Here is a 26,153-nt window from a genome sequence, read left to right as displayed (position 1 = left end):
CCGGCCTCGGGACGCCCGGCCGCCCGCGGGAGGGGACGCGGGCCAGGTCACCATCGAGTTCCTCGGCATGACCCCGGTGATCATCGCGACGCTGGTGGTGCTGTGGCAGCTCGTACTCGTGGGATACACGTACACGCTCGCGGGTAATGCTGCGGACGAGGCGGTACGGGCGGCGACGGTGGCGGACCGGGGGGCGCGGCAGGGAGCCTGCCAGGAGGCGGGCCGGGACAAGCTGCCCGGCGCGTGGGAGGGGGGCGCCGAGGTGAGCTGCGGCACCGGGGGCGGCTACGTCACGGCCGACGTGCGCATCGAGGTGCCCATCCTCTTCCCGGGCACGGTCAGCTTCCCGTTCACCGTGCACGGCCACGCGGGGGCCGTCGAGGAGGAGACCGACTGAGATGCCGTACTCCGTGTACTCCTCGTACTCCGCGAGCTCCGCGTACTCGTCGGGCTTCACGAACGATCGCGGGCGGGGCCGTGGTCGGGTGGCCGTCGGGCGGGGCCGTGGTCGGGTGGCCGTCGGGCGGGGCCGTGGTCGGGTCGCCGTCGGGCGGGACCGCGGCCAGGTGGCCATCGAGTACCTGGGGTTCCTCCCCATCCTGATCATCGTCGCCATGGCCGCCGTACAGCTGGGCCTGATCGCGTACACCGCCCAGCAGGCCGGTACGGCGGCCCGAGCCGGCGCCCGCAGCGCCTCGCTCCAGGAGAGCGCGGGGGAGGCGTGCGCGGCGGCGGTCAGCAGCTGGCTCGCGGACGGCACCGACTGCCCTCAACCGTCCTACGGCGGCGACGAGGTGACGGTCACCGCGACCGTCGAGATCCCCTCGATCGTCCCCGGCTGGGACTTCGACCCCGCCACCCGGACGGCCACCATGCCGCTGGACCACTGACCGAGGAGCCGAGGACGCATGAGCCTGCGCGCACGCATCCACTCCCCCGAGGAGCACGGCAGCCGGGGCGAGGACGAACACCTGGTGGCCTCCTACCGGGCCAAGCTCCTGGAGGAGATCGACCTCGCCGAGATGAGCTCGCTGGCGACGGCCGAACGCCGGGCCCGCCTCGAACGGGTCCTCGGACACATCATCAGCCGCGAGGGCCCGGTCCTGTCGACGGTCGAACGCTCCCAGCTGATCCGCCGGGTAGTGGACGAGGCCCTCGGCCTGGGCATCCTGGAACCATTGCTCGAAGACGCGTCCATCACGGAGATCATGGTCAACGGCCCGGACGCCATCTTCGTCGAACGCGGCGGCCGAGTCGAACAACTCCCCCTGCGCTTCGCCTCCAACGACCAGCTGATGCAGACCATCGAGCGCATCGTCTCCACGGTCAACCGCCGCGTCGACGAGTCGAACCCGATGGTCGACGCCCGCCTCCCCTCCGGCGAACGCGTCAACGTCATCATCCCGCCCCTCTCACTGACCGGCGCCACCCTCACCATCCGCCGCTTCCCGCGCTCCTTCACCCTCCACGAGCTGATCGGCCTCGGCTCGCTCGACGAGCACATGCTGTACCTGCTCGCCGGCCTGGTGCAGGCCCGCTTCAACATCATCGTCTCGGGGGCGACCGGCACCGGGAAAACCACCCTCCTCAACGCCCTCTCCGGCCTGATCCCGGAGACCGAACGCATCATCACCATCGAGGACTCGGCGGAACTCCAGCTCCAGCAGGCACACGTCATCCGCCTGGAGTCCCGCCCGCCGAACGTCGAGGGCCAGGGCCGCGTCACCATCCGCGACCTCGTCCGCAACTCCCTCCGCATGCGCCCCGACCGCATCGTCGTCGGCGAGGTCCGCGGCGGCGAGTCCCTGGACATGCTCCAGGCCATGTCGACCGGCCACGACGGCTCCCTCGCCACGGTGCACGCCAACAGCGCGGAGGACGCCCTGATGCGCCTCCAGACCCTGGCCTCCATGTCGGACGTGGAGATCCCGTTCGTCGCCCTGCACGACCAGATCAACAGCTCCGTCGACGTCATCGTCCAGCTCACCCGCTTCGCCGACGGCGCCCGCCGCATCACGGAGATCGCCCTGCTGGCCAGCCACGGCGGCGAACCGTACCGCCTGGCCACGGTCGCCCGCTTCAACGCCCGGCCCATGACCGCGGACGGCCACATCTACGGCGTCTTCGAGTACTACCCCCTCCCACGCCGCACCGCCGAGCGCCTCTACATGGCGAGCCAGCCGGTCCCGCAGGCCTTCGGCGTGGCCCACACCGCGGAACAACTCGCGACCCGGGAGGCCAGATGACCGGGCTGGTGGAAGCCGGCGAGCAGCCGCCCCGGCGAAAGCCATGTAGGCCAAGACAGCAGCCGCCCCGGTGCAGGCGGCCATGTGGGCCGAGACAGCAGCCGCCCCGGTGCAGGCGGCCATGTAGGCCGAGACAGCAGCCGCCCTGGTAGCGGCCATGCAGGCCAGACACCAGCCGCCCGCCGGAAACCATGGAACCCAGGTAGGAACCGCCCGATGGAACTGGAAACGCTCGTCACGCTCACCACCGGCATCACGGTGCTGACCTGCGCCCTGGCGGTCATGGGCCTGCACTCCTACGCCGCCGGCAAGGCACAGCGCGCCGCCCTGGTCGACCGCCTCTCCGCCACCGGCCGGCCCCCTTCCGCCGGACGCCCGCGCCGCTTCCGCACCCTGGACCGCCGCCTGCGCCGCACGAAACTCGGCCGCAAACTCGAACTGCGCCTGGCGGCGACCGGTCTGGACGTCACGCCCGGCGAGTTCTTCGTCTACATGCTCGCCACGGTCGTGGGCCTCTGGCTGATCGGTCAGGCCGCACTGGCCCCCTTCTTCGGCCCCCTCGCCGGCCTGCTGGGCATCGGCGTGGCGATCCAGTTCCTCAACTGGCAACGCCAGAAACGCATCGAGAGGTTCATCAACCAGCTCCCCGAACTCGCCCGCATCCTCGCCAACGCCACCCAGGCGGGCCTCGCCCTGCGCACCGCCATCGGCATGGCGGCGGAGGAACTGGACGCCCCGGCCGGTGAGGAGCTCGGCAAGGTGGCCGACCAACTGGCCGTCGGCGCCTCGATGGACGACGCCCTCGGCGAACTCGCCGACCGCCTCCCCTCCCGCGAACTGGTCGTCCTGGTAACCACCCTGGTCCTCTCCAACCGTGCGGGCGGCCAGGTGGTCAGCGCGCTGCGCAATCTCACGGACACGCTGGAGGAGCGCAAGGAGACCCGACGTGAGGTCCGCACCCAGCTGTCCCAGGTCAGCATGACGTCGTACGCCGTCCCCGTAATGGGCGTCGGCTCGTTGTTCCTGATGAACGGGGTGAAGGACGGCGCCCTGGAGCGCATGACGGGCTCCCCGGCCGGCCAGACCGCGGTGATCATCGCGTTCGCGCTCTACGCGATCGGCTTCGTCCTCATCCGCCGCCTGTCCCGCATCGACGTCTGAGGGGGAGCTGACCGACATGGGACTGGGACTACTCCTCGCCCTGCTCATGGGCCTGAGCGTCTGGGGCGTCTTCGCCGGCATCCGCATGTACCGGGCCGACGCCAAACTGCCCCACGACCTCGCCCTCGCCCTGGAGGTCGGCTCCACCCGCACCGGCGCGGTGGACTCCCTCATCGACCGCATGGGCATGCGCTACGCCCCCGCCGTACTGCGCATGATGGGCCCGACTCTGGTGGCCAAGTACCGCCGCAGGATCGACCTGGCCGGCAACCCCGGCGGCCTGACCATCGACCGCTACGCCGCCCGCCGCGCGGTCTACGGCTTCCTGGGCGCGGTCGGCTTCCTGGTCTTCCTCCTGCGCGGCCAGTTCGTGGTCGCCCTGCTGTTGCTGGCCTTCGGCGCGTTCTGGACGGAGGTCGGCATCTGGTCGGCGATCCGCATCCGCAAGGACGAGATCGAGCGCACGCTCCCCGACTTCCTGGACGTCCTGGCGGTCGTGGTCAGCGCGGGCCTGGGCTTCCGCCAGGCCCTGGACCGGGTGGCGATCCGCTACGAGGGCCCGTGGGCCGACGAACTCCGCATCACCCTGCGCCAGATGGACCTGGGCATGAGCCGCCGCGAGGCCTTCGCGGAGCTGCGCCGGCGCAACGACTCGGAACAGGTGGCGATGTTCGTGACGGCACTCCAGCAGGGTGAGGAACTGGGCGCACCCATCGTCGACACCCTGGTCTCCCTGGCCAAGGACATGCGCCGTACGGACGCCCAGAACGCCCGCCGCAAGGCCGCCCGCGCGGTCCCGAAGGCCACGATGATGATCACCACCTTCATGGTCCCGGCCACGATGATCCTCCTCGGCGCCGGCCTGATCCTCGGGTCGGGCACGGACTTCGGCACGATCACGGGCGAGTAGGGGAGGGAGGAGGACGCCATGCCGATCACGCGGCCACGAAAGGAGGGCGGCGTAAACGGCCAGAGTGCGACTGCACACGACACGACGACATCAACAAGCGTAGATCTACAGCCCAATCGGGCGAGATACGAGCAACGCCTTTCGCACCTGCAATCACCTGTGGGAGAGTCATTCACTGGTACTCCCGACAGGACGAGGCCCCAACTGAGCGCAAAGGAGGTGGAGATCGTGGACGACGCGACATCCGGCACGACCAACCAGAAGACCGCCGCCACCCACCCCCGCCGAGCGGCTGCGCCCAGAGTGACCTCGCTGGACCGACCCACGGCACGTGACGGGGCCCACGACGGACCCCCGGGGACCTCGGACTCGAGGGCCCTCCCGCCGCACGTTCCGCACGACGAACGCGGCATCGTCCACCCTGGAGGGGAACACCATGACCAACTGGCTTCACACCACCACCGCCTACCTGCACTCCCGCGCCACCGCCCGCAACGACAAGGGCCAGACGGCTGTGGAGTACCTGGGAATCATCGCGGTGGTGGTGGCGATCGTGCTGGCGATCACGGGGACGGACATCGGGCAGACGATCTACGACGCCATCGTGGACAAGATCGACGAGGTCACTGGCGGCTGATATGCCGTCTGAGGTGCGACGACACAGGGCAGGCGTTCCCCATCTACATCACGGTGGTGGGGGGCCTGCTCATTCTCGCGTTCGCGTACTTTGCGGTCGGTCAGGCCTCTGCAAATCGGAACGGTGCCCAAACAGCTGCAGACGCGGCCGCCCTCGCAGCGGCCCAGGACGCGCGAGACCAACTCGCTGACATGTGGGTCAACGACGTCGGGGATCCGACCAGGTGGCAGAGCATCTTCGAAGGGGATGCGGCGGGCCTCGGTCCTTCGTGCTGGCGCGGCGAGCAGCTTGCGGCGCAGAACGACGCTCGTGTGTTGAGTTGCAACCCAGAAGGCCTGCTGGGCTTCGCTGTGGAGGTGGAGACGAACAGGCCCGTGGGAGATTCCATCGTGCCGGGCACAGAGGACAAGAGGTCACGAGCTTCCGCGACTGCCGTGATTGAAGCGGAGTGCACGTTTGAGCTGCCCTCGGAAGCTGTAGCGGGTGGTGCATTGCCTCAACTCACCTGCGGAGAGGAGCAATGGGACCTGGATCCAGAGGACCTCGGCGACCTGCCGAAGCCCGAGGAACTGTTCGACGTCCATCTGGCCGACTGACAAGCGAATGACGAGGATGAAGAAAGCAGGGGGTATGAACAATCGGTTCGCTATGGCCCGCAAAGGGGTGATCGCCGTGGCCGTCGGTGCTGGCCTGGCCTTGAGTCTGGCTGGCTGCAGCGGGGGCGGCGACGGCGAGAATGGGAAGCCGAAGACCTCGGCGTCTGCCTCAAAGGATAGTGGCTCTGAACCAAGCGCCCAGGAAGGGTCGGACGAGACTCTGGCTGAGCTCAAGGGGGAGGACGGCCTAATCCTTAAGCTTACTTCGGCTCGAAGAGACGCTGGCGGGTTTGTCACCATCAGTGGTGAATTGAAGAATGACGGCGACGAGCCGGCTCGTCTCTCCGTACGCACCGCAGGCGACGAGACGGAGATCATCAGGCACGGAACGTCGCTGGGTGGAGCGACACTCGTAGATCCCACTGGAAAGAAGCGCTACTACGTGCTTCGTGACACGGATGGGCGTCCCCTCACCACTACGAACATGCCGAGGATCAAGGCAGGCGCTTCTATTCCTGTCTTCATGCAGTTCCCCGCCCCGCCTACGAGCACCACCGAGGTCGCAATCCAACTACCGACCTTCGCCAGCGCGACTATCTCCATCTCCGGGTGAGGCCGCCATGACCCCGACCCCGCGCCTCACCCGTGCTTTGACCACGGCCACCCTCTTGCTCGCCTCGACCCTGTACGGCACGACTACCGCCCACGCCGAAGACGACCCCAACGACCCTCCAGGCAGCGAGCCCAGCGCCTCCGCCCCCGTCGAGGTGGACCCCAACGACCCGGACCTAAAACTCCCGGACGGCGCCACGCTCGCGCAGGCGAAGGTGCTGGACATCAAGTCGGTCGTGGAGGAGCAGAGCGGCGACGAACGCCGCGAGGACACCAACACGAGCGTGACGCTCGCGCTCCAGGCAGAGGTCCTGTTCGGAAAGGACAGCGCGAAACTCGGCGGCGAGGCCAAGTCCCGGATCACGGGCATCGCGGAGGAAATCAAGACCCAGAACGCCACCCGAGTCCGGGTCTTCGGCTTCACCGACAACCTCGGCTCCTCCGCCCACGGCGACGTACTCTCCAAACAGCGCGCCAACGCCGTACACGACGTCCTGTCCCAGACCCTGAACGACCCAGGCATCACATACGAGGTCCGCGGCTACGGCGAGCAGTACCCCATCTCCGACAACTCGACGGAGGCCGGCCGCAAGAAGAACCGCAGAGTCGAGGTCACGTTCCCGCGCACGGAAGGTTGACCACCTCGGAGTGACACTTCGCCCGAGTGGGACGGATGCCCGGCTCCTGCTCAGCGTGAGGCGCTGAACGCCGGCGCTCTCCAGGCTCCGCTCGCGCCGACCGAGCGACGTGACCGAGTCGCGTGGGAAGACCGGTCGGTGAAAGCCGGAGCGAGAGCGGCGGAGAGAGGGGGAGCGCACTATGGCAGCGAAACCGAGGCTCAGGGAGCGATCACCGAGCACGAGGATTCGGGCGGACACGGGTCTCGTACTCGCGGCGGTGCTCGCGCTGATGACGACAACCGGCTGCGACAGCGCTACCGAGCCGGTCGGGACACCCTCAAGCGGTGACCAAGGAGAGAAGCCCAGCGCCCCGCCCCGCCCTTCACCCTCCACCCAACCACCCAATCCCTCCGCCGACCACACCGGCACGCACACCCCCCGGGTGTCGGCGGCGGACGGACGAGACATCGGCGCCTGCGCGGATGGTGATTGCCGGATCCTGGTGTCCGAGCCGGTCACCGTACGTTTCAAAGGCCCGTCCGGCGCGGCGGCGACGCTCAAGGTGACCAAGGTCGGCCCGAACGAGGTCGCCTACACGGTGCACTCGGGCCAGGGCCAGTCCAGGGGCAGCGCCCGTGGCCCGGGACAAGGCTGCATCACGGTTCTCCGCAGCAACGGCGGCGGCAACTCGTGCGGTGGACTGGGCGACGGCGCCAGGCCGAGCGCTCAGCCCGGAGCCGTGGTGACACAGGCAGCGACAGGAGAGTTCGGTACGGCGATCGTCGACATCGTTTCCGACTGACGCTCCAGGAAGCCGAAAGACCACCTGATCGCCTGCCCCTAACCCTCCACGACCGTGACCTGCACTCCTGCCTTCACCCCCCACTCGGCCATCGCCCCGGCCTCAGCCTCCAGCACATGGCGGGAACGCAACCGGGGCAGCCCGATCCTGCCCGCCCGCATGGTGCGCACGGAGACGACGACGAACCGCCGGTCGAGGTAGGCGACATCGATGGGCATCCGCATCCGCAAGGTGTGCACGCTGTTGGCAGGAGACAGGAGAATCGCCCCGTCTACGGAGTCCCGCCCCAAAAGCCCTTTGGTACGAGCACGGTAGGAGCCGGCGATCTCCAGCGGAACACGGACGCTCCCCGCCCCGGCGCCCCCCTCCACGAGTAATGCTCCTCGCCCGTCCTGCCAGCGCCGACCCATGCCGATACCCCTCTCCGCCAGTGCGCACCACTGCAGGCCTCTTTGCTGCTTCCTGTGTGAAACGCACCGAAGCGAGCGGGGCGGCCGCCCCAGGGGCCGATGCTGTCGCGTTATGCAACTGTTGTCACCCAAGAAGCCACACGTACGGCTAATTTGGGCGCACGGGACGCCGCGGGGAGACAGGTCTCACTCTGGTGCCACCCCATCCTGGTGGATAGCGTTGCTTCGCTCAAGAGAAGCCAAGTCCCACCCAGGAGCCGACCGTGAATCGCCGCCGCCCCACCCTGCTCGCAGCGCTCACGCTGACCGCCGCTGCGGCCTTGACGCTGTCCGCGTGCGGCAGCGACGACGACAGCGCCGCAAAAGACAACGACAAGATCGCAGGCGCCGACACAGGCGGTGAGACATCGGCCTCGCCAAGCCCTAGTACATCGGACACCGACGGCCGCCCGAAGATCGAGTTCCCTTCTGACGCCAAGAACGTCTTCGACTACCAGAAGACAGGGGACGCGGCGAAGGACGCGGTCCTCGTGGACAGCACGCTGGGCGTCAACTCTGTCGACGAGGCCATCTTCAAGGGCAGCGCGGACACCAAGGCTCTCGGCTTTTACAACACCGAGTCAGCCCTGAGCGACTCCATCACGTATGTACTCGGGTACATCGACAAGAACAACACGTGGGTCGGTGAGACCCGGTACTTCGACTACAAGGTGAATCTCGTCGAAGACGACCAGGCTTACGTGACCTACTGCTCGGACGAGAGCAAATCCTTCATCAAGGACAAGAAGACGAACAAGGTGAAGAAGACGCCGACGACGGCTGACAGTTACGTCCTCTACAACACGAAGCTGGCGAAGAGTGCCAAGGGCGTCTGGCAGACCACCGACATCGCGTCAAACCGGGGGAGTAAAGCATGTCAGCCGTGAGGCATGGCTTCAGGATTGCGATCCTGGTCGCACTTGCCAGTATTCCAGCGCTCGCGGGGCCCACGGCGTTCGCTGGCGGGCGTGAAGAGGGCGGCACCCGTGGTTCAACGGACCAACGGGCCGAGGTCGACGGTGACGGAACCGTTTCCGTGACGGTGGGCGGTGTCGTCTTCGACCGTTCGAAGAACGGGAGTGGTGGCTCGGCCGGGGCGTTGGCGTCCTCCACATCGTGGAGCCCGCCACCCTGCTGGTATGCGCCCAAATACACGCCCAAGCAATTGCAAGAGCATCTGGAACCGATTTGGGAAGCCGGCTCCACGGGGTACGAGTGGGACGCCGAGCAGCGGGAGAAGTACAACGCCCGTGACGAGGAGAAGAGCTTCAACAAGGACAAGACCGGCAAGGGCTACTGGTGGGCTTCGTACGTCAACAAGAGCTACCCGCCGGGCTGGGACTCCTGTGACGGGGACTATTTCTGGGTGGACGCGAACGATGCTCCGCCGGCCGACGTCGAGAACGCCGTCACCCCTGAGGTCCTCGCAGAGCTCGCCTACGCGGAAATCCGCGTCCCTGGCACCGAGGTGACGTTGGCGCCCGCAGAGGCCACCAAGGTGAACCTCCCGACGTGGGCGTGGCTGGACGGTGCCGAGTTCAAGCCGGTCTCGGTCACCGCGTCCGTGGAGGCGATCGGTATCGAAGCGACGGCCACCGCGGAACCGGTCTCCCTGAAGATCGAGCCGGGCACCGAGGATGCCAAGACACACCCCGCGTCCGGTGTGTGCGAGATCAACAACGGCCGTATCGGCGAGGCCTACGCCAAGGGCAAGGCAGAGGAGACCCCGCCCTGCGGTGTGACTTACCTGCGTTCCTCCGGCGACGGTTCGTATCCGCTCCAGGCCACCGTCACCTGGCAGATCCACTGGACCGGCAGCGGAGGGGCGGGCGGCGACCTCCCCGACGGCACGTTCGGTGCTACTCAGAATGTTGTCGTCCAGGAGATCCAGGCCGTCAACCGCTGACCAGTGACGCCAGCCCTCAGTGCGTAAGTGAGCCCCCGAAGAGGGGCAGCGTCCGCGTGTACGCCACGAAAACCGGATGTCGTCGTTCCTCTCATCGGTGCAGGTGGACCGGAGAGGGGACGGACACATGGCGGAGCGGCTTGCCGTTGACGGCGACGAACTCGGGCGGTTCATGAAGTCGCTGAGGGAGTCGTCGACCTCCCTCAGAGGCGTCCGGAAGGCCCTGTCGGACGCCACGATCACCGGCCTCGGCACGGACGACCTCGACTTGGCGTGCGAGGCCTTCCAGGAGGACTGGAAGTACGGCTCCGAGGAGATCGGCAAGCAGACCGAGGACCTGGCCGACATCATCGGCAAGAGCAGAGACAGCTACCTCGAAGTCGACAAGGCGCTCGAGGAAGCGGTGCGGAAGGCGCGCGAGGACAAGAGCGGCGGCAAGAAGTGACCGTCACCGCCGGAAACGACCAGTACGGTGCCGCGCTCGACCCGCAGTCCCGTGCCGACCTCGGCAAACCGCAGGGGCTCAAGTCCACCCCGCGAATCCCGAACCCCTGTTATCCGCACCTCGGCTTCAACCCCGTACCGGGCGACACGGAGACGGTGCGGGGCCTGCAGAAGAAGCTCAGCGGTTGCGCCAAGGTCCTTCAGGAGACCCACGACCTGGTCACCAAGCTCCTGGACGGCAGCTACTGGAAGGGCGACGCCGCGGTCGCCTTCCGCGAGCAGCTCGACGGCGGTCCGCTGCCGCTGAACCTCAAGAACGCGGCGCACTCCGTCCGCAAGGCGGCCAGGCAACTGGACCGCTGGGAGGGCGAACTCGACGACTTCCAGCGGCGGGCCAAGAAGCTCGAAGAGGACGCGAAGGAAGCCCAGGCCGCGATCGACCGCGCACAGAGCCGCGCGAACAAGGCCGGCGACGATCCCGACCTCAAGAAGGACGGCGCCGATCACGAGGCCGCGCAGAAGGCATTGACACGCGCGAACGCGGATCTGGACGACGCCGAGGCCGAGCTGAAGAAGATCATCGGCAAGGCGAAAAGGCTCGCCGAAGAGCACGAGGAGAAGGCCGGCTACCGGGCGGGCAAGATCCGCGACGCCACGAAGAAGTTGGTGCCGCATGAGCCGGGGTGGTTCGACGAGGTACTGGACTGGCTGGGCGACAACCTGCCGGACATCCTCAGCTTCACGGCGGGGCTCATCGGGGTGGTGGCGCTTCTCCTCGCGGGGCCGCTGGGACTCGGGCTCGCGACGCTGGCAGCGCTGATGCTGACAGCGTCCGGACTGAGCGCGACGGCGCTTGTGCTGCGGCTCTCGGATCCAGAGGTACGAGCGTCCCTGATGGATGGCATCACCAAGGGAGAACTCGACGCCGACTTCTGGAGCAATGCCGTTTCGGTGGGTGCGGATGTCGCAGGTGCGCTGCCGGGGCTGGGAGCTGCGGCCAAGGGGAGTATCGAAGCGACTGACGCTATTCAAACAGGAATCCAAACGCTTGGTTTCTGGCAGAAAGTAGCCGTCTATGGCTCGAAATCAGTAGATGAAGCCGGGCGGATTCTCGGACTGGAGAACCGGTTGGTTGCGCGCGCCGTACGTGGCTTCAGCAATCCGGAAAAGGCGGCGAAAGTCGTAGCTGCGGCATCAGGTCTGACCGGGGTCGCCACTGGTGGTTTCGGCCTGTATAACAAAGCGGTGGATGCTGACGACGGCGGCATCAAAGACGGTACGGTCGCGGGAATCGACGGGTCCCGCCTCATCCTCGACAACGGCGGAATTATTGCTCTCGTCCGTCATGTCTTCTAGCTAGTGCCACACAGGAAGAGGTTGGATGTGAACCCTGTCGCTTGTGCCACGGCTTGGGATCATGGCCCCACGCGCCGGGCATGGATTCTGCACATGGCCATGAATGTCACCGGACTGGTCGGTTGGTCCGGCGGCTGGGTCGTGTTGCTGGGGATCTCTACCTATACGCCCAATTGGGTTGCATGGGTCTTCATGCCGTACTTCATCTACGGGCCTTACCGAGTTCTGACTCAACTGAAGTACTTCCCTGCGGCATTCTTGATGTTGCGGATTCTGCGCGCGTACCCATGGCAGATTATTCGGGGCGCTCCACGAGCGTTGACTAGACGACCCGAAGTGGTGGGTAAACAGTATGGCTGGTTCGAGTTTCCCAACCCGGCCTGTCAGCAGCAGCAACTTCCGCTCGTCTTTCCCCGGCATCTCCGACGGGAGTGGTGGTCCCGGCGTATGGCTCCGCGCGCCAAACCTCGTCTGAAGGCGGACATCGAGACGGTTTGGTTCGCGGGCGACCCGCGCTTCATCGGGCTTGTCGCCGCACCTACCCGCAGAGGCACTGCACCTCGGCGTCTGCATGTCGTCGAGCAGCGGGTCGGTGCGGAGAGTGGCTGGCGCTTCGCCGACTGGGGCGCTACTCCCGAGGACATCGAGCGCGGACGACGTGCAGGTGTCTACCCCGTCCACCCCTGAACCATGGAATGAGGCATGCCGTGGGTTCGGCTGCGATCATCATTCACGAATCCGTCAAGGACCCCCACTCAGAGCTCTGGTTCGCTGAACCCGCAGGGTTCACGGCTCTGCCACTGGACGCTCTACTCGCCAAGCCGGAAACGCCGGACGCCGACAAATTGCGCGTGGCTGCTGCGCCGCTACTCAACTTGGCGCCCAATGGAATGGCTCGGCAGCAGTTCGTCGCGCTTATCGCGTCTGGGCAGCAAATGCTCGCAACCCTCTGCGACTTCGGCACCGTCCACTGCTCGATCGGCCTGCACCGCGATGACGTCGGAGGCCCGGCAAGGGGCGGCGCGCAGCAGCCCCTGCTCTCCCTTTTCACGATCTCCTGGCGTGACACGAACGTCGCCCCACGCGCCGTCACGGCGGCCCGTACGGTCACGGCCGGCGAGGGGCATACGGACATCGCCTTTCAGGAACTCCCTTGTGGGCCGGCGGTTCTCAGTGAGACCACGCATCGACCTGCCGCCGACAGCGGGCTGCCTCAGCAACCCATCCTTCAGATTCACGCCCACCTCCCGCACCCGGACTGCAAGCGCCTGGCCGTTCTCACGTTGAGTACCACGGCCACGGCGCGTGGGGAGGAGTACCGGGCGATCCTGCGGCAGGTCGCCGAGACGGTCAGGTTCGAGGAGCCCCTGGGGGCCGACTCGTAATGTTGTTGTCCGGCTGCCCCGGGCAAAGGCAGGAAGGCCCCATGACTGGACTCGGCGCCGTATTCCGCCCCCAGCCCGCCCCGGAGCGGCTGCGTGCCGTGGCGCGCGTCGCCGATGAGGCCGGGCTCGAGGAGCTGTGGCTGTGGGAGGCCCCTGGTCGCCTAGCCAGGTCCACCGCCGCCCGTTTCGTGGCACGCGCCGCCACGCCAGCCCTACGCTGATCGGAATCCTTTCCTCATGGCTCAGCCCAGCACCCGTACCTTCGACGAGCTCGTGGCCGACGGAGCCTCCGTGCCCACCGAAGGCTGGGACTTCTCCTGGTTCGAGGGGAGGGCCACCGAGGCGCGGCCGTCCTGGGGGTACGCCCGGTCCATGGCGGGCCGGCTGGCCGAGGCCAACGCCGTGCTGGAGGTGCAGACCGGGGGAGGGGAGGTACTGGACCACGCCCTCGAAACCGCTGCCCCGCACCGTCCCCGTCTCGTCGTCGCCACCGAGGGCTGGCCCCCCAACGTCGCCAAGGCCACCGCACTGCTCCGCCCTCGCGGCGTCCCCGTGGTCGCCTCGCCCGACGACGCGCCCCTGCCCTTCGCGGACGGAGCCTTCGACCTGGTCGTGAGCCGGCACCCCGTCGAGCCGCACTGGGGTGAGGTCGCGCGTGTGCTCGCGCCCGGCGGTACGTACTTCGCCCAGCACGTCGGACCCGGCAGCGTCTTCGAGGTCATCGAGTACTTCCTCGGGCCCCAGCCGGAGGAGAGCCGGAACCACCGTCACCCCGAACGAGAGCGTGCCGCCGCCGAGGCCGCCGGTCTGGAGGTCGTCGACCTGCGGGCGGAGCGGCTGCGGATGGAGTTCCACGACATCGGTGCCGTCGTTCACTTCCTGCGCAAGGTGGTGTGGATGGTCCCCGGCTTCACCGTCGAGGGCTACCGGGACCGACTGCGCGACCTGCACGAGCGCATCGAGGCCGACGGCCCCTTCGTCGCCCACAGCACGCGTCACCTCTTCGACGCGCGCAAGCCGCGACCCTAGGTCACGCCCGCGACCCTAGGTCACGCCCGCGATCAGAGACCACGCCCGCGCCCCTGGGCCACGCCGCGCCCCTAAGTCGGTAGCCGCACTCCTCGCACACGGCGCACGCCGAGTCGCTTACGCGTGCGCGCCCACCGTCACCTCGCCCACCACCGACTCGGACTTGGCTTCCAGTACCTCCCCGGCCCGTTCCGCCTGCTCCGTCTGCTCCGCCTGCTCCGCCTGCTCCGTCTGCTCCGCCGGCTCGCGCTGCTGCCGGGACGTCAGGCGGCCCAGCGGTTCGATCGTGACCGTCGTACGACGCCCCCGGCGGCGCTGGTGCCAGACGCCCGCCGCGACGCCGTCCACGAGCAGCACGGGGAAGTTGCCCGCCTGCCCGCCCGCCGGCGCCCGCCGGGACGCGGCCCCGGGGAACAGCAGCTCCCGCGGCTGTGCGGCGATGAGGTACGCGTCGAAGTACGGCAGCAGGCGCGCCCCAGGCAGGAGATCTTCCTGCTCGCAGCAGGTGCACCGTCCCGCGCGGACCGTGCGTCTTCACGAGCGAGGGCGGCGGTGCGGGCGGTGACCCGGTCGGCCACATGGACGTCCGTACGCCCGCCCGGGTGACGCCGTCGGTCCGCAGGCCTACCGACAGTTCGGCCGCGGACAGTACTTGGGCGTGGACGCCCAGCATCGCGCCGGCCACGTCGGCGACCGGCGTGCCCGTTCGGGCGGACATGGCCAGGAACTGCCGGTCCAGCCGCTGTGCGCTCGCCGCGCCCCAAGTGATCCCCGCTGTCTTCGTCATGAGGTGACGTTGGAGAGGAGTAGGTCAGGTCGCGGCCTGGTTGGCGCCCGGAGGGGGAGGAATTCGGGGCGTATGCGGCGTACCTTCGCAAATATCGGCACGCCTGGTGACAGGGCGCGGAATCACCCTCAGATCCTCACAGAGTTCCCACATCGCTATTCATCGTTGTCCGCCTTGCGCCGAATCCGCCGTTCCCGATCACGTAAGTTCGGAGCAGGCAATTCGCGTAAGCAAAGCTGCGCGTGTGGCACCGCGCAGCGGAGGGGGCTGCGCGGTGCCCGGTCAAGCGTGCGTTCGCCGGTGGGTTCACCCGGTGGAGGGAAGCAGGGGTGGGCCGCCCCCTGGTTCGCGGGGGCCATCAGGGCCGCTTCGGATGGCCCAACCGTCCCTTCAGCCCCTTTCGGCTCCTGTTCACCCGTGGATCGGCTGTATTTTGGCCATGATTCAGGGCGGAATGAGTGCTTCCGGGCGCATCCGGGCGTCGCCGGGCAACTTCGGAGAGTAGTTGTGGCACGCCGATGCACGCAGCATCACTTACAAAGGGTTATGGTGGAAACCCCCCCTCGGGCCGGTCCGTCTCCCCCCCACGGACCGGCCCGTTTTTTCTGCCCTCTCGCCGCACGTCTCCTCTCCTCGCCGGCCGGCTTCCCCTCCCCTCCGGGGCCTCGTACCTCGCGCCGCGATCTCCCGGCGTGGCGCCCGTAATGAGGAGTTCACCGGTGCGCCGTCCTGTGTCGTGGCATGGCGGCGCTCGATCGAGGGCATAAGCCAAGCAGGTCGACGCCCGAACCACGGGTGTCGTATCTCAGCGGACGGCACGGAGCCGTCCGCCCGGGAGGCTCTTTGCACCAGCCCCACCGTGCGGTCACGGCACGGAAGACGCGGCGGAGGGCCGGTTCGCGGCCCACGCCGGTGCATGGCGGTCTTACGGACCTGCCTGACAGGCGGGCCCAACCGGTCGGCTCGTTCCCGCCCTCCCGGCCCAGCGTCCACTCCGTCGCTCCCCGACCTCTTCCGAGGGGGTACGTCCTTCCGTGGTGACCAGCACAAAGCGCCACAAGCCTGATCGGCGCACCTACGTTCTCGACACCAGCGTCCTGCTGGCCGACCCGAACGCTCTGAACCGCTTCGACGAGCACGAGGTCGTGCTCCCGATCGTCGTGGTGACGGAGCTGGAGGCCAAGCGGCACCATCCCGAGCTCGGCTACTTCGCCCGGCAGGCCCTGCGCCTGCTCGACGAGTTCCGGGTGCGGCACGGTCGCCTCGACGCCCCCATTCCGATCGGGGATCTCGGCGGCACCGTGCGTGTCGAGCTCAACCACTCGGACCCCAGTGTGCTGCCCAACGGCTATCGCCTGGGGGACAACGACTCCCGCATCCTCGCGGTGGCCCGCAATCTGCAGGCGGAAGGATTCGACGTCACAGTCGTGTCCAAGGACCTCCCGCTGCGGATCAAGGCGTCCTCCGTCGGTCTGCTCGCCGAGGAGTACCGCGCCGAGCTGGCCATCACGGACGCCTCCGGCTGGACCGGCATGTCCGAACTCACCCTGCCGGGTGAGCAGGTGGACGTGCTCTTCGAGGAGGGCCGGGTCTACGTCCCCGAGGCCGCCGAGCTGCCGGTGCACACGGGCCTGACCATCCAGTCGGAGCGCGGCAAGGCCCTCGGCCGGGTCACGCCCGACGGCAACGTCCGCCTGGTCCGCGGCGACCGGGAGGCGTTCGGCATCAAGGGCCGCAGCGCCGAGCAGCGGATCGCGCTCGACCTGCTCCTCGACCCGGACGTCGGCATCGTGTCGATGGGCGGCCGGGCCGGCACCGGCAAGTCGGCGCTGGCTCTGTGCGCGGGCCTGGAGGCCGTGCTGGAGCGCCGGCAGCACCAGAAGGTGATGGTCTTCCGTCCGCTGTACGCGGTGGGCGGGCAGGAGCTCGGCTATCTGCCCGGCTCCGAGGCCGAGAAGATGAGCCCCTGGGCGCAGGCGGTCTTCGACACGCTGTCGGCCGTCACCAGCCGGGAGGTCATCGAGGAGGTGACCGCGCGCGGGATGCTGGAGGTGCTGCCGCTCACCCACATCCGGGGGCGCTCGCTGCACGACGCGTTCGTCATCGTGGACGAGGCGCAGTCCCTGGAGCGGAACGTCCTGCTGACCGTGCTGTCCCGCATCGGCGCCAATTCACGGGTCGTACTGACCCATGACGTGGCGCAGCGGGACAATCTGCGGGTCGGGCGGTACGACGGAGTCGTCGCCGTCGTCGAGAAGCTGAAGGGCCATCCGCTCTTCGCGCACGTCACCCTGACCCGCTCCGAGAGGTCCCAGATCGCGGCACTTGTGACCGAAATGCTGGAGGACGGGCACATCTGACGCTTCCGCGGACTCCGACCCGTGAAGGGCCGGTTACCCGAGAGTCGGCGCCGCTCGGAAAGGCCAAGAGCCTAGCCGGGCGGCGTCTTCGCGGGTGGGGGTTTCCGGGAATCCCCTGGGTCAAACGGGATGTGAGCTTTCACACGCAACACAGAATTGCCTCACCCCGTCGGGTTACGGCAGAGTCTCACTCCTGTCAGGCCCCGCATACGACACACCTGTGCCCCCAGCGGTACGGCACCACAGACGCACCAGTCCAACTCCATAGCAGCGTCGTATGCCGCCCGAGCACCACGTGGCGCTCCCTTCGGGGGAGTTGTCCACCGGGCCCGCGCCTCCCGTGACCCGTAGTTGGGGAGGCCAGCGCCAGGGGCACGATTGCGTCCGCGAGGGTCACCGAAGCGGGCGATGCTGGAAGGAAACCGTGTGAGCCGGATCTCGGTCCGGGGATTCGCAGTGGCCTCGGCCACGGCGGTCACCGCAGTCGGAAGCGTCGTCGGCGTTGCCTCGGGCAGCACCGCGCAGAACAACGACGCGGAGGCGACAGCAGCAGGCACGACGCTGCTCGCGGACATCCCCATGGGCGAGCAGGCGCAGGTGCAGACCGCGTCCCTGACGCAGCAGGCCGACGTACAGGCCATCGCCGCGGACGCGAGCGCCAAGAAGGACGCCGAGGAGGCGGCCCGCAAGGCAGCCGCCGAGACCGCCGTGGCCAAGCAGGAGAAGGCCAAGAAGGAAGCCAAGGCGGCCGAGGAGGCCAAGAAGCGCAAGGCGCAGGAGGAAGCGGCCAGCCGCGACGCCAAGCGCGAGTCCACCAGCTTCGCCGTCCAGAGCTCCTACAGCATCAGCCAGATCCAGGCGATGGCCCGTCAGATGGTGCCCAGCGGCCAGTGGCAGTGCTTCAGCAACATCGTGGACCACGAGTCCAGCTGGAACTACCAGGCGGTCAACCCCTCCTCGGGCGCCTACGGTCTCTTCCAGGCGCTGCCGGCCGGCAAGTACTCCTCCGCGGGCGCCGACTGGCGGACCAACCCGGCCACCCAGATCAAGTGGGGCCTCAACTACATGGACAGCCGCTACGGCAGCCCGTGTGACGCATGGTCCTTCTGGCAGGCCAACCACTGGTACTGAGCCCGCCCGGCGCGGCCGGAACACCGCTCAACCTCGCGCAGCCCCTCACCGTCCTACGGTGAGGGGCTTTCGCGTTCCCGCCATGTACGGTCGGACCGAAACGACTCCGGGGGGAGTGGTGGGGAAAGACGGGGGAAGAGGACGGATCATGTCTCGAGTGCCAGGGTGGCTCGGTCGGCTCGGCGCCGGACTGACCCGGATGAGCAGGCGGTTGGAGCAGCGACGCGAAGCGGCCGAGCGGGCCGACTCCGACGACGACGACGCACCGGCGACCGCCGCCGACCAGGCGGCGCCGCCGTCACCGGAAGACACGCCTGGGGAGTACACCTCCGCCCAACACCCGCTCGTGGTCCAGACCCGCCCCGACCCGGCACAGGCCGTGCCCTGGGGTGTGCGCGTCGCCGCGGAGGCGGGGTGGCGGCTGCTGGTCCTCGCGGGCACCGTATGGGTACTGATGCGGGTCATCAGCGCCGTACAGCTGGTGGTGCTGGCGTTCGTGGCCGCGCTGCTGATCACGGCGCTGCTCCAGCCGACCGTGGCGTGGCTGCGCCGGCACGGGGTGCCGCGGGGGCCGGCCACCGCCCTGACCGCCATCCTCGGGTTCGTGGTGATGGGGCTGATCGGCTGGTTCGTCACCTGGCAGGTCATGGAGAACATCGACAACCTCTCCGACCAGGTCCAGGACGGCATCGACGAGCTGCGCAACTGGCTCCTGAACAGCCCCTTCCACGTCACCGACAAGCAGATCAACGAGATCGCCAAGAACCTGCGCGAGGCGGTCGGCGCCAACACCGACCAGATAACGTCCGCCGGTCTGGAGGGCGTCACGGTCGTCGTCGAGGCGCTCACGGGCATCCTGCTGGCCGCCTTCTCGACGCTCTTCCTGCTCTACGACGGCAAGCGCATCTGGCAGTGGACGCTGAAGCTGGTGCCGGCGGCGGCCCGGCCGGGCGTGGCCGGGGCCGGTCCGCGCGCGTGGCGGACGCTGACGGCGTATGTCCGCGGCACGGTGATCGTGGCGCTGATCGACGCCATCTTCATCGGCCTCGGCATCTACTTCCTGGACGTGCCGATGGCCGTCCCGCTGGCCGTGTTCATCTTCCTGTTCGCCTTCATCCCGCTCGTCGGCGCGGTGGTGTCCGGCGCGCTCGCGGTCGTGGTGGCGCTGGTGACGCAGGGCATGTTCGCGGCGGTCATGACGCTCGTCGTGGTGCTGGTGGTGCAGCAGATCGAGGGTCACATCCTGCAGCCGTTCATCCTGGGCCGCGCGGTGCGGGTCCATCCGCTGGCGGTGGTGCTGGCGGTGGCCACCGGCGGCATGGTGGCCGGCATCGGCGGCGCGGTGGTCGCCGTACCGCTGGTGGCGGTGACGAACACCGTCGTGGGCTATCTGCGGGCGTACTCCCGTGAGGCCACTGCGCGGCAGTCCGCGAAACCGCGCGGCGCGAGGCCGACGGACGTCCCCCCGACGGACGCCTCCGTGGCGGACGCCTCCGCGGTGGCGGGCCCCGCGCCGGAGCCCGCGGCGGCCGAACCGCCGCCGTCGGACACCTCTCCGGCGTAGCGACACGCGGCGGGCCCCGCTCACCGAGTCGGTGAGCGGGGCCCGTTTCGTCTCCGCGGCGCGGGACTACTGGTCGGCGAGAACCGCCTCGGCGTCCAGCGTGACGCCGACGGCCTCGACCACGGCGGCGATCTTGAACGCCTCCTGGATCGTCTCGCGGTCCACGCCGGCCTTGCGGAGCACCTGCTCGTGCGAGTCCAGGCACATGCCGCAGCCGTTGATGGCGGACACCGCGAAGGACCACAGCTCGAAGTCGACCTTGTCGACGCCCGGGTTGCCGATGACGTTCATCCGCAGACCGGCGCGCAGGGTGCCGTACTCGTGGTCCGACAGCAGGTGCCGGGTGCGGTAGAAGACGTTGTTCATCGCCATGACGGCGGCGGCCGACTTGGCGGCCGAGTACGCCTCGGGCGTGAGGTTCGCCTTCGCCTCCGGCTCCAGCTCACGCAGCACTATGGGGGAGCGCGAGGCGATGGCGGTCGCCAGCACGGTGCCCCACAGCTGCTGCGCCGGGAGACCGGAGTTGCCGATGACCGAACCCAGGTTGAGCTTCAGGTCCTTGGCGTAGTCCGGTACGGCGGACTTCAGGGAATCGAGGGACATGTCAGCTCACTCTCCCGACAGCAGCGCGACGGGGTCGAGGGTCTCGTCGCCCTTGCTCCAGTTGCACGGGCAGAGCTCGTCGGTCTGCAGGGCGTCGAGGACCCGCAGGACCTCCTTGGGGTTACGGCCGACCGAGCCGGCGGTCACCATGGTGAACTGGATCTCGTTGTTCTGGTCCACGATGAACACGGCGCGCTTGGCGAAGCCGTCCTCGCCCTCGATGCCGAGGTCGCGCATCAGCTCGTGGCGGGAGTCCGCCATCATCGGGAACGGCAGGTCGGTCAGGTCCGGGTGGTCCTTGCGCCAGGCGTGGTGGACGAACTCGGAGTCGCCGGAGAAGCCGAGGACCTGGGCGTCACGGTCGGCGAACTCGTCGTTCAGCTTGCCGAAGGCGGCGATCTCGGTCGGGCACACGAAGGTGAAGTCCTTGGGCCATGCGAAGACGACCTTCCACTGACCCTCGTAGGTCTTGTGGTTGATCTGCTGGAACTCCTTGCCCTTCTCCAGCGAGACGCAGGCGGTCAGATCGAACTCGGGGAACTTGTCACCGACAGTGAGCACGCGCTCTCCAAAAATGCAGCGAAGAAACACCCGTTTTGCGAGTATTTCCCATGGGTTGGACGTTATTGATGTTGGCACAGGGTGCATTGATTAGTGAAATAGCTACACTCGGTCGAGTTGATCGGAGGTGGCTATTAGTGCCCGGTAAGAAGAGGCAGCCCAGCCTCGCCCAGCTGCGGGCTTTCGAAGCGGTCGCCGAGCATCTGCACTTCCGCGATGCCGCTGCCGCGATCGGCATGAGCCAGCCCGCGCTCTCCGGCGCCGTTTCCGCCCTGGAGGAGGCACTGGGTGTCACCCTCTTGGAGCGTACGACGCGCAAGGTACTGCTCTCGCCCGCCGGGGAACGGCTCGCGGTACGGACGAAGGCGGTACTGGCGGAGGTCGGCGCACTGCTGGAGGAGGCGGAGGCGGTGCGGGCGCCCTTCACCGGGGTGCTGCGGCTCGGGGTCATCCCGACGGTGGCGCCGTATCTGCTGCCGACGGTGCTGCGGCTGGTCCACGACCGCTATCCGGACCTGGACCTCCAGGTCCACGAGGAGCAGACGGCGAGCCTGCTGGACGGTCTCACGTCCGGCCGCCTCGACCTGCTCCTGCTGGCGGTACCGCTCGGCGTCCCCGGGGTGACGGAGCTCCCGCTCTTCGACGAGGACTTCGTGCTCGTCACCCCGCTCGACCACCGGCTCGGCGGCCGGGAGGGCATCGAGCGGGCGGTGCTGCGCGAGCTGAAGCTGCTGCTGCTCGACGAGGGGCACTGCCTGCGCGACCAGGCACTCGACATCTGCCGTGAGGCGGGCCGCGCGGGCGTCCCGGCGACGACGACGGCCGCCGGTCTGTCGACGCTGGTGCAGCTGGTGGCGGGCGGCCTGGGCGTGACGCTGCTGCCGCGTACGGCGGTCCGGGTGGAGACGTCCCGCTCCAGCCAGCTCCTCACCGGCTCCTTCGCCGACCCGGCCCCCACCCGCCGCATCGCCCTCGCCATGCGCACGGGCGCGGCGCGTTCCGCGGAGTACGAGGAGCTGGCGGCGGCCCTTCGGGAGGCGATGGAGGACCTGCCGGTACGGACGGTGCACGGCTGAGGGCACGCCGCACCCGGCGTGCCCTCGGTCCGGCGTGCCTCCGGTCCGGCGTGCCTTCGGCCCGGTGTGCCTTCGGCCCGGTGTGCCTTCGGTCCGGTGTGCCTTCGGTCCGGTGTGCCTTCGGTCCGGCCCTCGGTCCGGCGTGCCTCCGGTCCGGCGTGCCTTCGGCCCGGTGTGGCTTCGGTCCGGAGGCACGCCGGACCGTACGCGCCGGGAACCTACTCCGTGCGCAGTCCCTCCGGCCGCATCAGCCGCAGCAGCGGCGGCAGGCTGAACAGCGTCACCGCCAGGACGACCGCGGCGCCGATGCCGGTCATGGTCAGGACGCCGGCCCAGTCGACGCTGACCGGGGTGTTCGTCATCTTCAGCAGTACCGTGCCCAGGGTCAGGCCCACCACCGTGGCCAGCAGCAGGCCGAGCGCGATGGGAATCGCCGTCTGCCACAGCACCGACAGGCTGAGCGTGCGCCGCCGGGTGCCGAAGGCGACCAGGGCCGACAGCAGCTTCTTCCGCTCGCGCAACTGCTCCAGCTGCGAGACCAGCAGGCTTACCCCGATCAGCGCCAGTACGCACGCCGTCCCGACGAACAGACCGGTGCGGATGGCATCGAACCGGCCGGTCCGCTCCGTTTCCGCCCAGGTCAGGGTGTCCGCCAGCGGATCGATGCCCGCCGCGGCCGTCCGTACCCGGTCGTGCACGTCCGCCACCGACTCGTCCAGCTTGAGGTAGGCGTGGCCGGTCAGGGCCGGCGCGAGCGCGTCCGGCACCGCCTTCGGGGTGAACAGGAAGCCGCCCCGGTCGATCCCGGCCAGCAGCCCCTTGCGCGGCTTCGCCGCCTTCACGCCCTGCGGCACCGTCCAGGGGATCTCCTCGCTCTTCGGGCCGCCCTCGTACGACGGGTCCACGTAAAGCTTCCGGCCCGCCACGGCCAGCTTCGCCATGTCCTCCTCGCCGTCCCACTCGGCACCGTGGACGGCGAACACGTCCCCGTCGGCGCAGGAGTCGATGCGGGCCATCGCCCGCAGCGCCGCGCAGTCGCCCACGGTCACCGTCGAACCGTGCTCCGGGTCCTCGGGGCGGTCGCCGAGGTAGCCCTCGGAGTAGCCGTAGACGGCCTTCACGCCCTCGGTGTCCCGGAGCTCGCCGGCCGCCCGGGCCACCAGCAGCTCACTCGGCAGGGTGACCTCCATCTGTGCCTGCGAGAGGTTTTGCCCGGTGGACCTGGTGTAGTCGTCGTCCACGCCGACGAACAGCATCTGCAGCGCGATCGCCCCCGCGACGGCCACCGCGATGCCGTTGACCATCCGGGCCGCCGTACCGCTGCTCATCTGCAGCCTGCGCACGGCGAGCTGCCAGGCCACGCCGCCCGAGCCGAGCCGGGCGACGACGGTCTCCACGATCCACGGCAGCAGCGCGGTCACGCCCACCAGGAGCAGGACGACGCCCCCGGTCACCAGGTACTGGTTGAAGTCGCCGTTGTCCCGCCCGTCGCCGATCATCGGGTAGAGCATGGCGAGACCGGCCAGCGGGAGCAGCAGCCGCCACCACAGGCGGCGCCGCGCCGGCCGGCCCGCGCGGACCACGCCGAGCGGTTCGATGACCACCCCGCGCAGCGCGAACAGCGTCACCAGCACCGCAGCCGCCGGCACCGCGACGCCGACCAGCAGGGCCAGCAGCGGCGACGGGTTGAGGTAGCTCGGGAACACACTGATGCGGAACACCTCGGCGGTGCCCGCGAGCTGGCGTCCGATCATGAAGAACACGGCGCCGAAGACCAGCCCCAGCACGGCGCCCGCCATCGCCTCGCCCGCGGCGATCCGCCGGGTCATACCACCGTCCGAGCCCACCAGCCGCAGCGCGGCGAGCCGCCGGTCCCGCCGCTCGCCGCCGAACCGCACGGCCGCGGCGATGAAGACCGCGACCGGTGTCAGCAGCACCACGAAGACGACGAGGATCAGCAGGAGCAGTACCGGGTCGGACCGCTCGGACGACGGATCCGGATCCCCGAACCGGTCGATACGGGTGATCGAGCCCCCGTCGATGTGCGACGCGAGGTCGTCGGCGCCCCGGTAGAAGGCGAGTTCTGCCGAGCCGATCAGCCCGCTCTCCCCGATGGTGCCGACGATCCGGTCCGGCAGCCGCTCGCGCAGCAGCGCGCCGGAGCCGGACTCCAGCAGCTTCTTCAGCGCGGGGGAGACCACCATCTCCCCGACCGCGGGGAATTTCTCCACCCCCGGCGGCAGCGGCGCCCGCGGCCCCTCGGGGTCCAGGGCCCGGCCCCGGACACTGTCGTCGCGGAAGTCCGAGCCGACCTCGGCGACCACGAGGGTGTCGTCGGCCTTCGGCAACTGCTCGGAGGAGAAGGTGATGTCGGTACGGGCCGCCTCCCGGTCGTGCCGGACGGCGAGCGCGTTCGGGATCGCCGTCGTCAGCAGGAGCAGCGCCACGCCGAGTCCGACACCGACGGCCGTCAGCACGGCCCGGGTCCAGCCCTCGCGCCCGCCGGTGAAGGCGAAGCGGGCGCCCATGGCCAGGTCCCGGGCCCACTGCCGCACGCTCATACGACCCGCTCCATGTCCCGGGACTTGCCGTCGCGCACGACGATCTCGCGGTCGGAGTAGGCGGCCACCCGGGCCTCGTGGGTGACGAGGACGACGGCGGCGTTGGTGGAGCGGGCGGCGTCCGTGAGGAGTTCCATCACACGCTCGCCGTTGAGGGAGTCCAGCGCGCCGGTCGGCTCGTCGGCGAAGAGCACACGCGGGTTGGTCACCAGCGACCGCGCCACCGCGACCCGCTGGCCCTGGCCGCCGGAGACCTCGCCGGGCCGCTTCTTGCGCAGGTCGTCGACCTCGAGGCGCTCCATCCAGGTCAGCGCGGCCCGCTCGGCCTCCTTGCGGGAGGTGCCGTTCAGCCGCAGCGGAAGGGCGACGTTCTCGACGCAGGTCAGCTCCGGCACGAGCTGCCCGAACTGGAACACGAACCCGAAGTCCGAGCGGCGCAGCGCACTGCGCTGGGCATCGTTCATGGCGGACAGCTCACGCCCGTTGTACGCGATCGTCCCCGAGTCGGGCGGCACGATGCCGGCGAGGCAGTGCAGCAGCGTCGACTTGCCGGACCCGGAGGGGCCCATCACGGCGACGACCTCGCCGGGGTGGATGGAGAACTCCGCGCCGTCGAGGGCGAGGGTCGGGCCGTAGGCCTTGCGCAGCTGCTCGGCCGAGAGCAGCGAACCTGCGGGAGGAGTCATCGGGCCACCGCCTCGCGGAGCTTGTCGAGGCGCGCCGCGGTCAGCTCCAGCCACCGCAGGTCGGCCTCCAGATGGAACAGGGCGTGGTCGCAGATGAGCTGGTCGGCGAGATCGCCCTTGCGCTTGCGGTCGGTGAGGATCCGCATGCCGCGCAGATGCTCCGAGCGCTGCGTGTCGAGGATGTCGGCGGCGTCGCGGTGGGTGAGCAGCGCGAGGACGACCTTGGTGTAGAGCGTCGACTGGAGGTACGGCTCGAGCTTCTCTGGCGTGGCGAGCCACTGCTGTACGTCGGTGATCCCCGCATCGGTGATCGCGTACCGCTTGCGCTCGGGACCGCCGCCCGCCTCGATGCCGTCGACGACGACGAGGCCGTTCTTCAGCAGGCGGGACATCGTCGAGTAGACCTGGCCGTAGTGCAGCGGCCGGTCGTGACCGAACTTCTCGTCGAAGGCGCGCTTCAGGTCGTAACCGTGGCGCGGCCCGGACTCCAGGAGCCCCAGGAGGGTGTGACCGATGGACATGCGGAGCACTCTACACACGGTGTATACGCGTCATGTATACGCCCGGTGCAGAGATCGTGGCGGGGTGTACGGGACCGCAGGTCGGGGGCGATTGTCACGGTTCCGTGACGGCGGAGGCCGCGCCTCCGCGTGACGCGGTGGCGCGGCCTG

27 protein-coding genes and 2 pseudogenes are annotated in these 26,153 nt (G+C 68.9%); 22 read left to right on the top strand and 7 right to left on the bottom strand.

Annotated elements, in window-relative coordinates; genetic code table 11:
* Window positions 1-67: 67 nt before the first annotated feature.
* The 10 genes from ACIQ1J_RS21655 to ACIQ1J_RS21610 all read left to right on the top strand — a co-directional run bounded on the left by ACIQ1J_RS21655 (window position 68) and on the right by ACIQ1J_RS21610 (window position 7,584).
* Window positions 68-397, top strand: a complete 330-nt coding sequence (locus ACIQ1J_RS21655) for a pilus assembly protein (protein ID WP_403558848.1) — start codon at window positions 68-70, stop codon at window positions 395-397.
* A gap of 115 nt (window positions 398-512) precedes the next feature.
* Window positions 513-890, top strand: a complete 378-nt coding sequence (locus ACIQ1J_RS21650) for a TadE/TadG family type IV pilus assembly protein (RefSeq protein ID WP_307851975.1) — start codon at window positions 513-515, stop codon at window positions 888-890.
* Between the two features lie 18 nt (window positions 891-908).
* Window positions 909-2,246, top strand: a complete 1,338-nt coding sequence (locus ACIQ1J_RS21645; protein ID WP_403558802.1) for a CpaF family protein — start codon at window positions 909-911, stop codon at window positions 2,244-2,246.
* Window positions 2,247-2,462: 216 nt separating this feature from the next.
* The gene (locus ACIQ1J_RS21640) at window positions 2,463-3,407 is read left to right on the top strand and encodes a type II secretion system F family protein (RefSeq protein ID WP_403558800.1); all 945 of its coding nucleotides are present in this window, start codon (window positions 2,463-2,465) and stop codon (window positions 3,405-3,407) included.
* 16 nt (window positions 3,408-3,423) lie between these two features.
* Window positions 3,424-4,317, top strand: a complete 894-nt coding sequence (locus ACIQ1J_RS21635; RefSeq protein WP_403558798.1) for a DUF5936 domain-containing protein — start codon at window positions 3,424-3,426, stop codon at window positions 4,315-4,317.
* A 436-nt stretch (window positions 4,318-4,753) separates the two neighbouring features.
* Complete coding sequence (locus tag ACIQ1J_RS21630) at window positions 4,754-4,954, top strand: Flp family type IVb pilin (protein ID WP_403558796.1); 201 nt, start codon at window positions 4,754-4,756, stop codon at window positions 4,952-4,954.
* Window positions 4,951-5,550, top strand: a complete 600-nt coding sequence (locus tag ACIQ1J_RS21625; protein WP_403558846.1) for a pilus assembly protein TadG-related protein — start codon at window positions 4,951-4,953, stop codon at window positions 5,548-5,550. Before ACIQ1J_RS21630 ends, ACIQ1J_RS21625 begins: the two co-directional genes overlap by 4 nt.
* Window positions 5,551-5,584: 34 nt before the next feature.
* A complete protein-coding gene (locus ACIQ1J_RS21620) occupies window positions 5,585-6,163 on the top strand; it encodes a hypothetical protein (protein WP_403558844.1) in 579 nt (192 codons plus the stop codon).
* Window positions 6,164-6,170: 7 nt separating this feature from the next.
* Window positions 6,171-6,800 carry an OmpA family protein gene (locus tag ACIQ1J_RS21615; RefSeq protein ID WP_403558794.1) on the top strand — a complete coding sequence of 210 codons (630 nt, stop codon included), beginning with the start codon at window positions 6,171-6,173 and terminating at the stop codon, window positions 6,798-6,800.
* A 424-nt stretch (window positions 6,801-7,224) separates the two neighbouring features.
* Window positions 7,225-7,584 carry a hypothetical protein gene (locus ACIQ1J_RS21610; protein ID WP_403558792.1) on the top strand — a complete coding sequence of 120 codons (360 nt, stop codon included), beginning with the start codon at window positions 7,225-7,227 and terminating at the stop codon, window positions 7,582-7,584.
* A 38-nt stretch (window positions 7,585-7,622) separates the two neighbouring features.
* On the opposite strand, the gene ACIQ1J_RS21605 is transcribed toward ACIQ1J_RS21610, so the two are convergent.
* Entirely contained in the window at window positions 7,623-7,994 is a 372-nt protein-coding gene (locus ACIQ1J_RS21605; protein WP_403558790.1) for a DUF192 domain-containing protein, read from the bottom strand.
* 263 nt (window positions 7,995-8,257) lie between these two features.
* Here ACIQ1J_RS21605 and ACIQ1J_RS21600 point away from each other — a divergent pair, with 263 nt between their 5' ends.
* The 8 genes and pseudogenes from ACIQ1J_RS21600 (at window position 8,258) to ACIQ1J_RS21565 (ending at window position 14,153) form a co-directional block, all read left to right on the top strand.
* On the top strand, window positions 8,258-8,920 hold the full coding sequence (locus tag ACIQ1J_RS21600; RefSeq protein ID WP_210957681.1) for a hypothetical protein: 663 nt from the start codon (window positions 8,258-8,260) through the stop codon (window positions 8,918-8,920).
* The gene (locus ACIQ1J_RS21595) at window positions 8,908-9,939 is read left to right on the top strand and encodes a hypothetical protein (protein WP_403558788.1); all 1,032 of its coding nucleotides are present in this window, start codon (window positions 8,908-8,910) and stop codon (window positions 9,937-9,939) included. The genes ACIQ1J_RS21600 and ACIQ1J_RS21595 overlap by 13 nt, the downstream gene beginning before the upstream one ends.
* A gap of 127 nt (window positions 9,940-10,066) precedes the next feature.
* Entirely contained in the window at window positions 10,067-10,384 is a 318-nt protein-coding gene (locus ACIQ1J_RS21590) for a hypothetical protein (RefSeq protein WP_403558786.1), read from the top strand.
* On the top strand, window positions 10,381-11,739 hold the full coding sequence (locus ACIQ1J_RS21585; protein WP_403558784.1) for a putative T7SS-secreted protein: 1,359 nt from the start codon (window positions 10,381-10,383) through the stop codon (window positions 11,737-11,739). Before ACIQ1J_RS21590 ends, ACIQ1J_RS21585 begins: the two co-directional genes overlap by 4 nt.
* A 93-nt stretch (window positions 11,740-11,832) precedes the next feature.
* Complete coding sequence (locus tag ACIQ1J_RS21580) at window positions 11,833-12,426, top strand: hypothetical protein (RefSeq protein ID WP_403558782.1); 594 nt, start codon at window positions 11,833-11,835, stop codon at window positions 12,424-12,426.
* Between the two features lie 20 nt (window positions 12,427-12,446).
* Window positions 12,447-13,124 carry a hypothetical protein gene (locus ACIQ1J_RS21575; RefSeq protein ID WP_403558780.1) on the top strand — a complete coding sequence of 226 codons (678 nt, stop codon included), beginning with the start codon at window positions 12,447-12,449 and terminating at the stop codon, window positions 13,122-13,124.
* 41 nt (window positions 13,125-13,165) lie between these two features.
* Window positions 13,166-13,273: pseudogene (locus ACIQ1J_RS21570) on the top strand (LLM class flavin-dependent oxidoreductase); the annotation flags it as partial.
* A gap of 88 nt (window positions 13,274-13,361) precedes the next feature.
* Complete coding sequence (locus ACIQ1J_RS21565) at window positions 13,362-14,153, top strand: class I SAM-dependent methyltransferase (RefSeq protein ID WP_403558778.1); 792 nt, start codon at window positions 13,362-13,364, stop codon at window positions 14,151-14,153.
* A 117-nt stretch (window positions 14,154-14,270) separates the two neighbouring features.
* On the opposite strand, the pseudogene ACIQ1J_RS21560 reads toward ACIQ1J_RS21565, so the two are convergent.
* A pseudogene (locus ACIQ1J_RS21560) lies at window positions 14,271-14,940 on the bottom strand (DNA glycosylase AlkZ-like family protein).
* Window positions 14,941-15,974: 1,034 nt separating this feature from the next.
* Between ACIQ1J_RS21560 and ACIQ1J_RS21555 the strand changes: the two are divergent.
* The 3 genes from ACIQ1J_RS21555 (at window position 15,975) to ACIQ1J_RS21545 (ending at window position 19,995) form a co-directional block, all read left to right on the top strand.
* Window positions 15,975-17,300: a PhoH family protein gene (locus ACIQ1J_RS21555; RefSeq protein ID WP_403558776.1), complete on the top strand. Its 1,326-nt coding sequence runs from the start codon at window positions 15,975-15,977 to the stop codon at window positions 17,298-17,300.
* A 426-nt stretch (window positions 17,301-17,726) separates the two neighbouring features.
* Window positions 17,727-18,431, top strand: coding sequence for a transglycosylase SLT domain-containing protein (locus ACIQ1J_RS21550; protein ID WP_210964235.1), 705 nt, complete (start codon window positions 17,727-17,729; stop codon window positions 18,429-18,431).
* A gap of 148 nt (window positions 18,432-18,579) precedes the next feature.
* Window positions 18,580-19,995: an AI-2E family transporter gene (locus tag ACIQ1J_RS21545; RefSeq protein ID WP_403558774.1), complete on the top strand. Its 1,416-nt coding sequence runs from the start codon at window positions 18,580-18,582 to the stop codon at window positions 19,993-19,995.
* Between the two features lie 66 nt (window positions 19,996-20,061).
* Here the strand turns inward: ACIQ1J_RS21545 and ACIQ1J_RS21540 are convergent, their stop codons facing one another.
* Entirely contained in the window at window positions 20,062-20,598 is a 537-nt protein-coding gene (locus ACIQ1J_RS21540) for an alkyl hydroperoxide reductase (protein ID WP_403558772.1), read from the bottom strand.
* 6 nt (window positions 20,599-20,604) lie between these two features.
* Complete coding sequence (locus ACIQ1J_RS21535) at window positions 20,605-21,159, bottom strand: peroxiredoxin (RefSeq protein ID WP_121748980.1); 555 nt, start codon at window positions 21,157-21,159, stop codon at window positions 20,605-20,607.
* A 137-nt stretch (window positions 21,160-21,296) separates the two neighbouring features.
* Between ACIQ1J_RS21535 and ACIQ1J_RS21530 the strand changes: the two genes are divergently transcribed.
* Window positions 21,297-22,235, top strand: coding sequence for a LysR substrate-binding domain-containing protein (locus ACIQ1J_RS21530; RefSeq protein WP_403558770.1), 939 nt, complete (start codon window positions 21,297-21,299; stop codon window positions 22,233-22,235).
* A gap of 218 nt (window positions 22,236-22,453) precedes the next feature.
* On the opposite strand, the gene ACIQ1J_RS21525 is transcribed toward ACIQ1J_RS21530, so the two are convergent.
* The 3 genes from ACIQ1J_RS21525 to ACIQ1J_RS21515 are packed head-to-tail and all read right to left on the bottom strand — an operon-like array spanning window position 22,454 to window position 26,003.
* On the bottom strand, window positions 22,454-24,796 hold the full coding sequence (locus tag ACIQ1J_RS21525) for an ABC transporter permease (protein WP_403558768.1): 2,343 nt from the start codon (window positions 24,794-24,796) through the stop codon (window positions 22,454-22,456).
* Complete coding sequence (locus ACIQ1J_RS21520) at window positions 24,793-25,482, bottom strand: ABC transporter ATP-binding protein (protein ID WP_403558766.1); 690 nt, start codon at window positions 25,480-25,482, stop codon at window positions 24,793-24,795. Before ACIQ1J_RS21520 ends, ACIQ1J_RS21525 begins: the two co-directional genes overlap by 4 nt.
* Window positions 25,479-26,003, bottom strand: a complete 525-nt coding sequence (locus tag ACIQ1J_RS21515; RefSeq protein ID WP_403558764.1) for a PadR family transcriptional regulator — start codon at window positions 26,001-26,003, stop codon at window positions 25,479-25,481. Before ACIQ1J_RS21515 ends, ACIQ1J_RS21520 begins: the two co-directional genes overlap by 4 nt.
* Window positions 26,004-26,153 lie beyond the last annotated feature (150 nt).

Origin of the sequence: Streptomyces sp. NPDC097107 (genome assembly GCF_044762405.1) — a bacterium.
GTDB lineage: Bacteria > Actinomycetota > Actinomycetes > Streptomycetales > Streptomycetaceae > Streptomyces > Streptomyces thinghirensis.
Note: the sequence above shows the minus strand (reverse complement) of the source record. Positions and strands in the feature narration are given on the sequence as shown.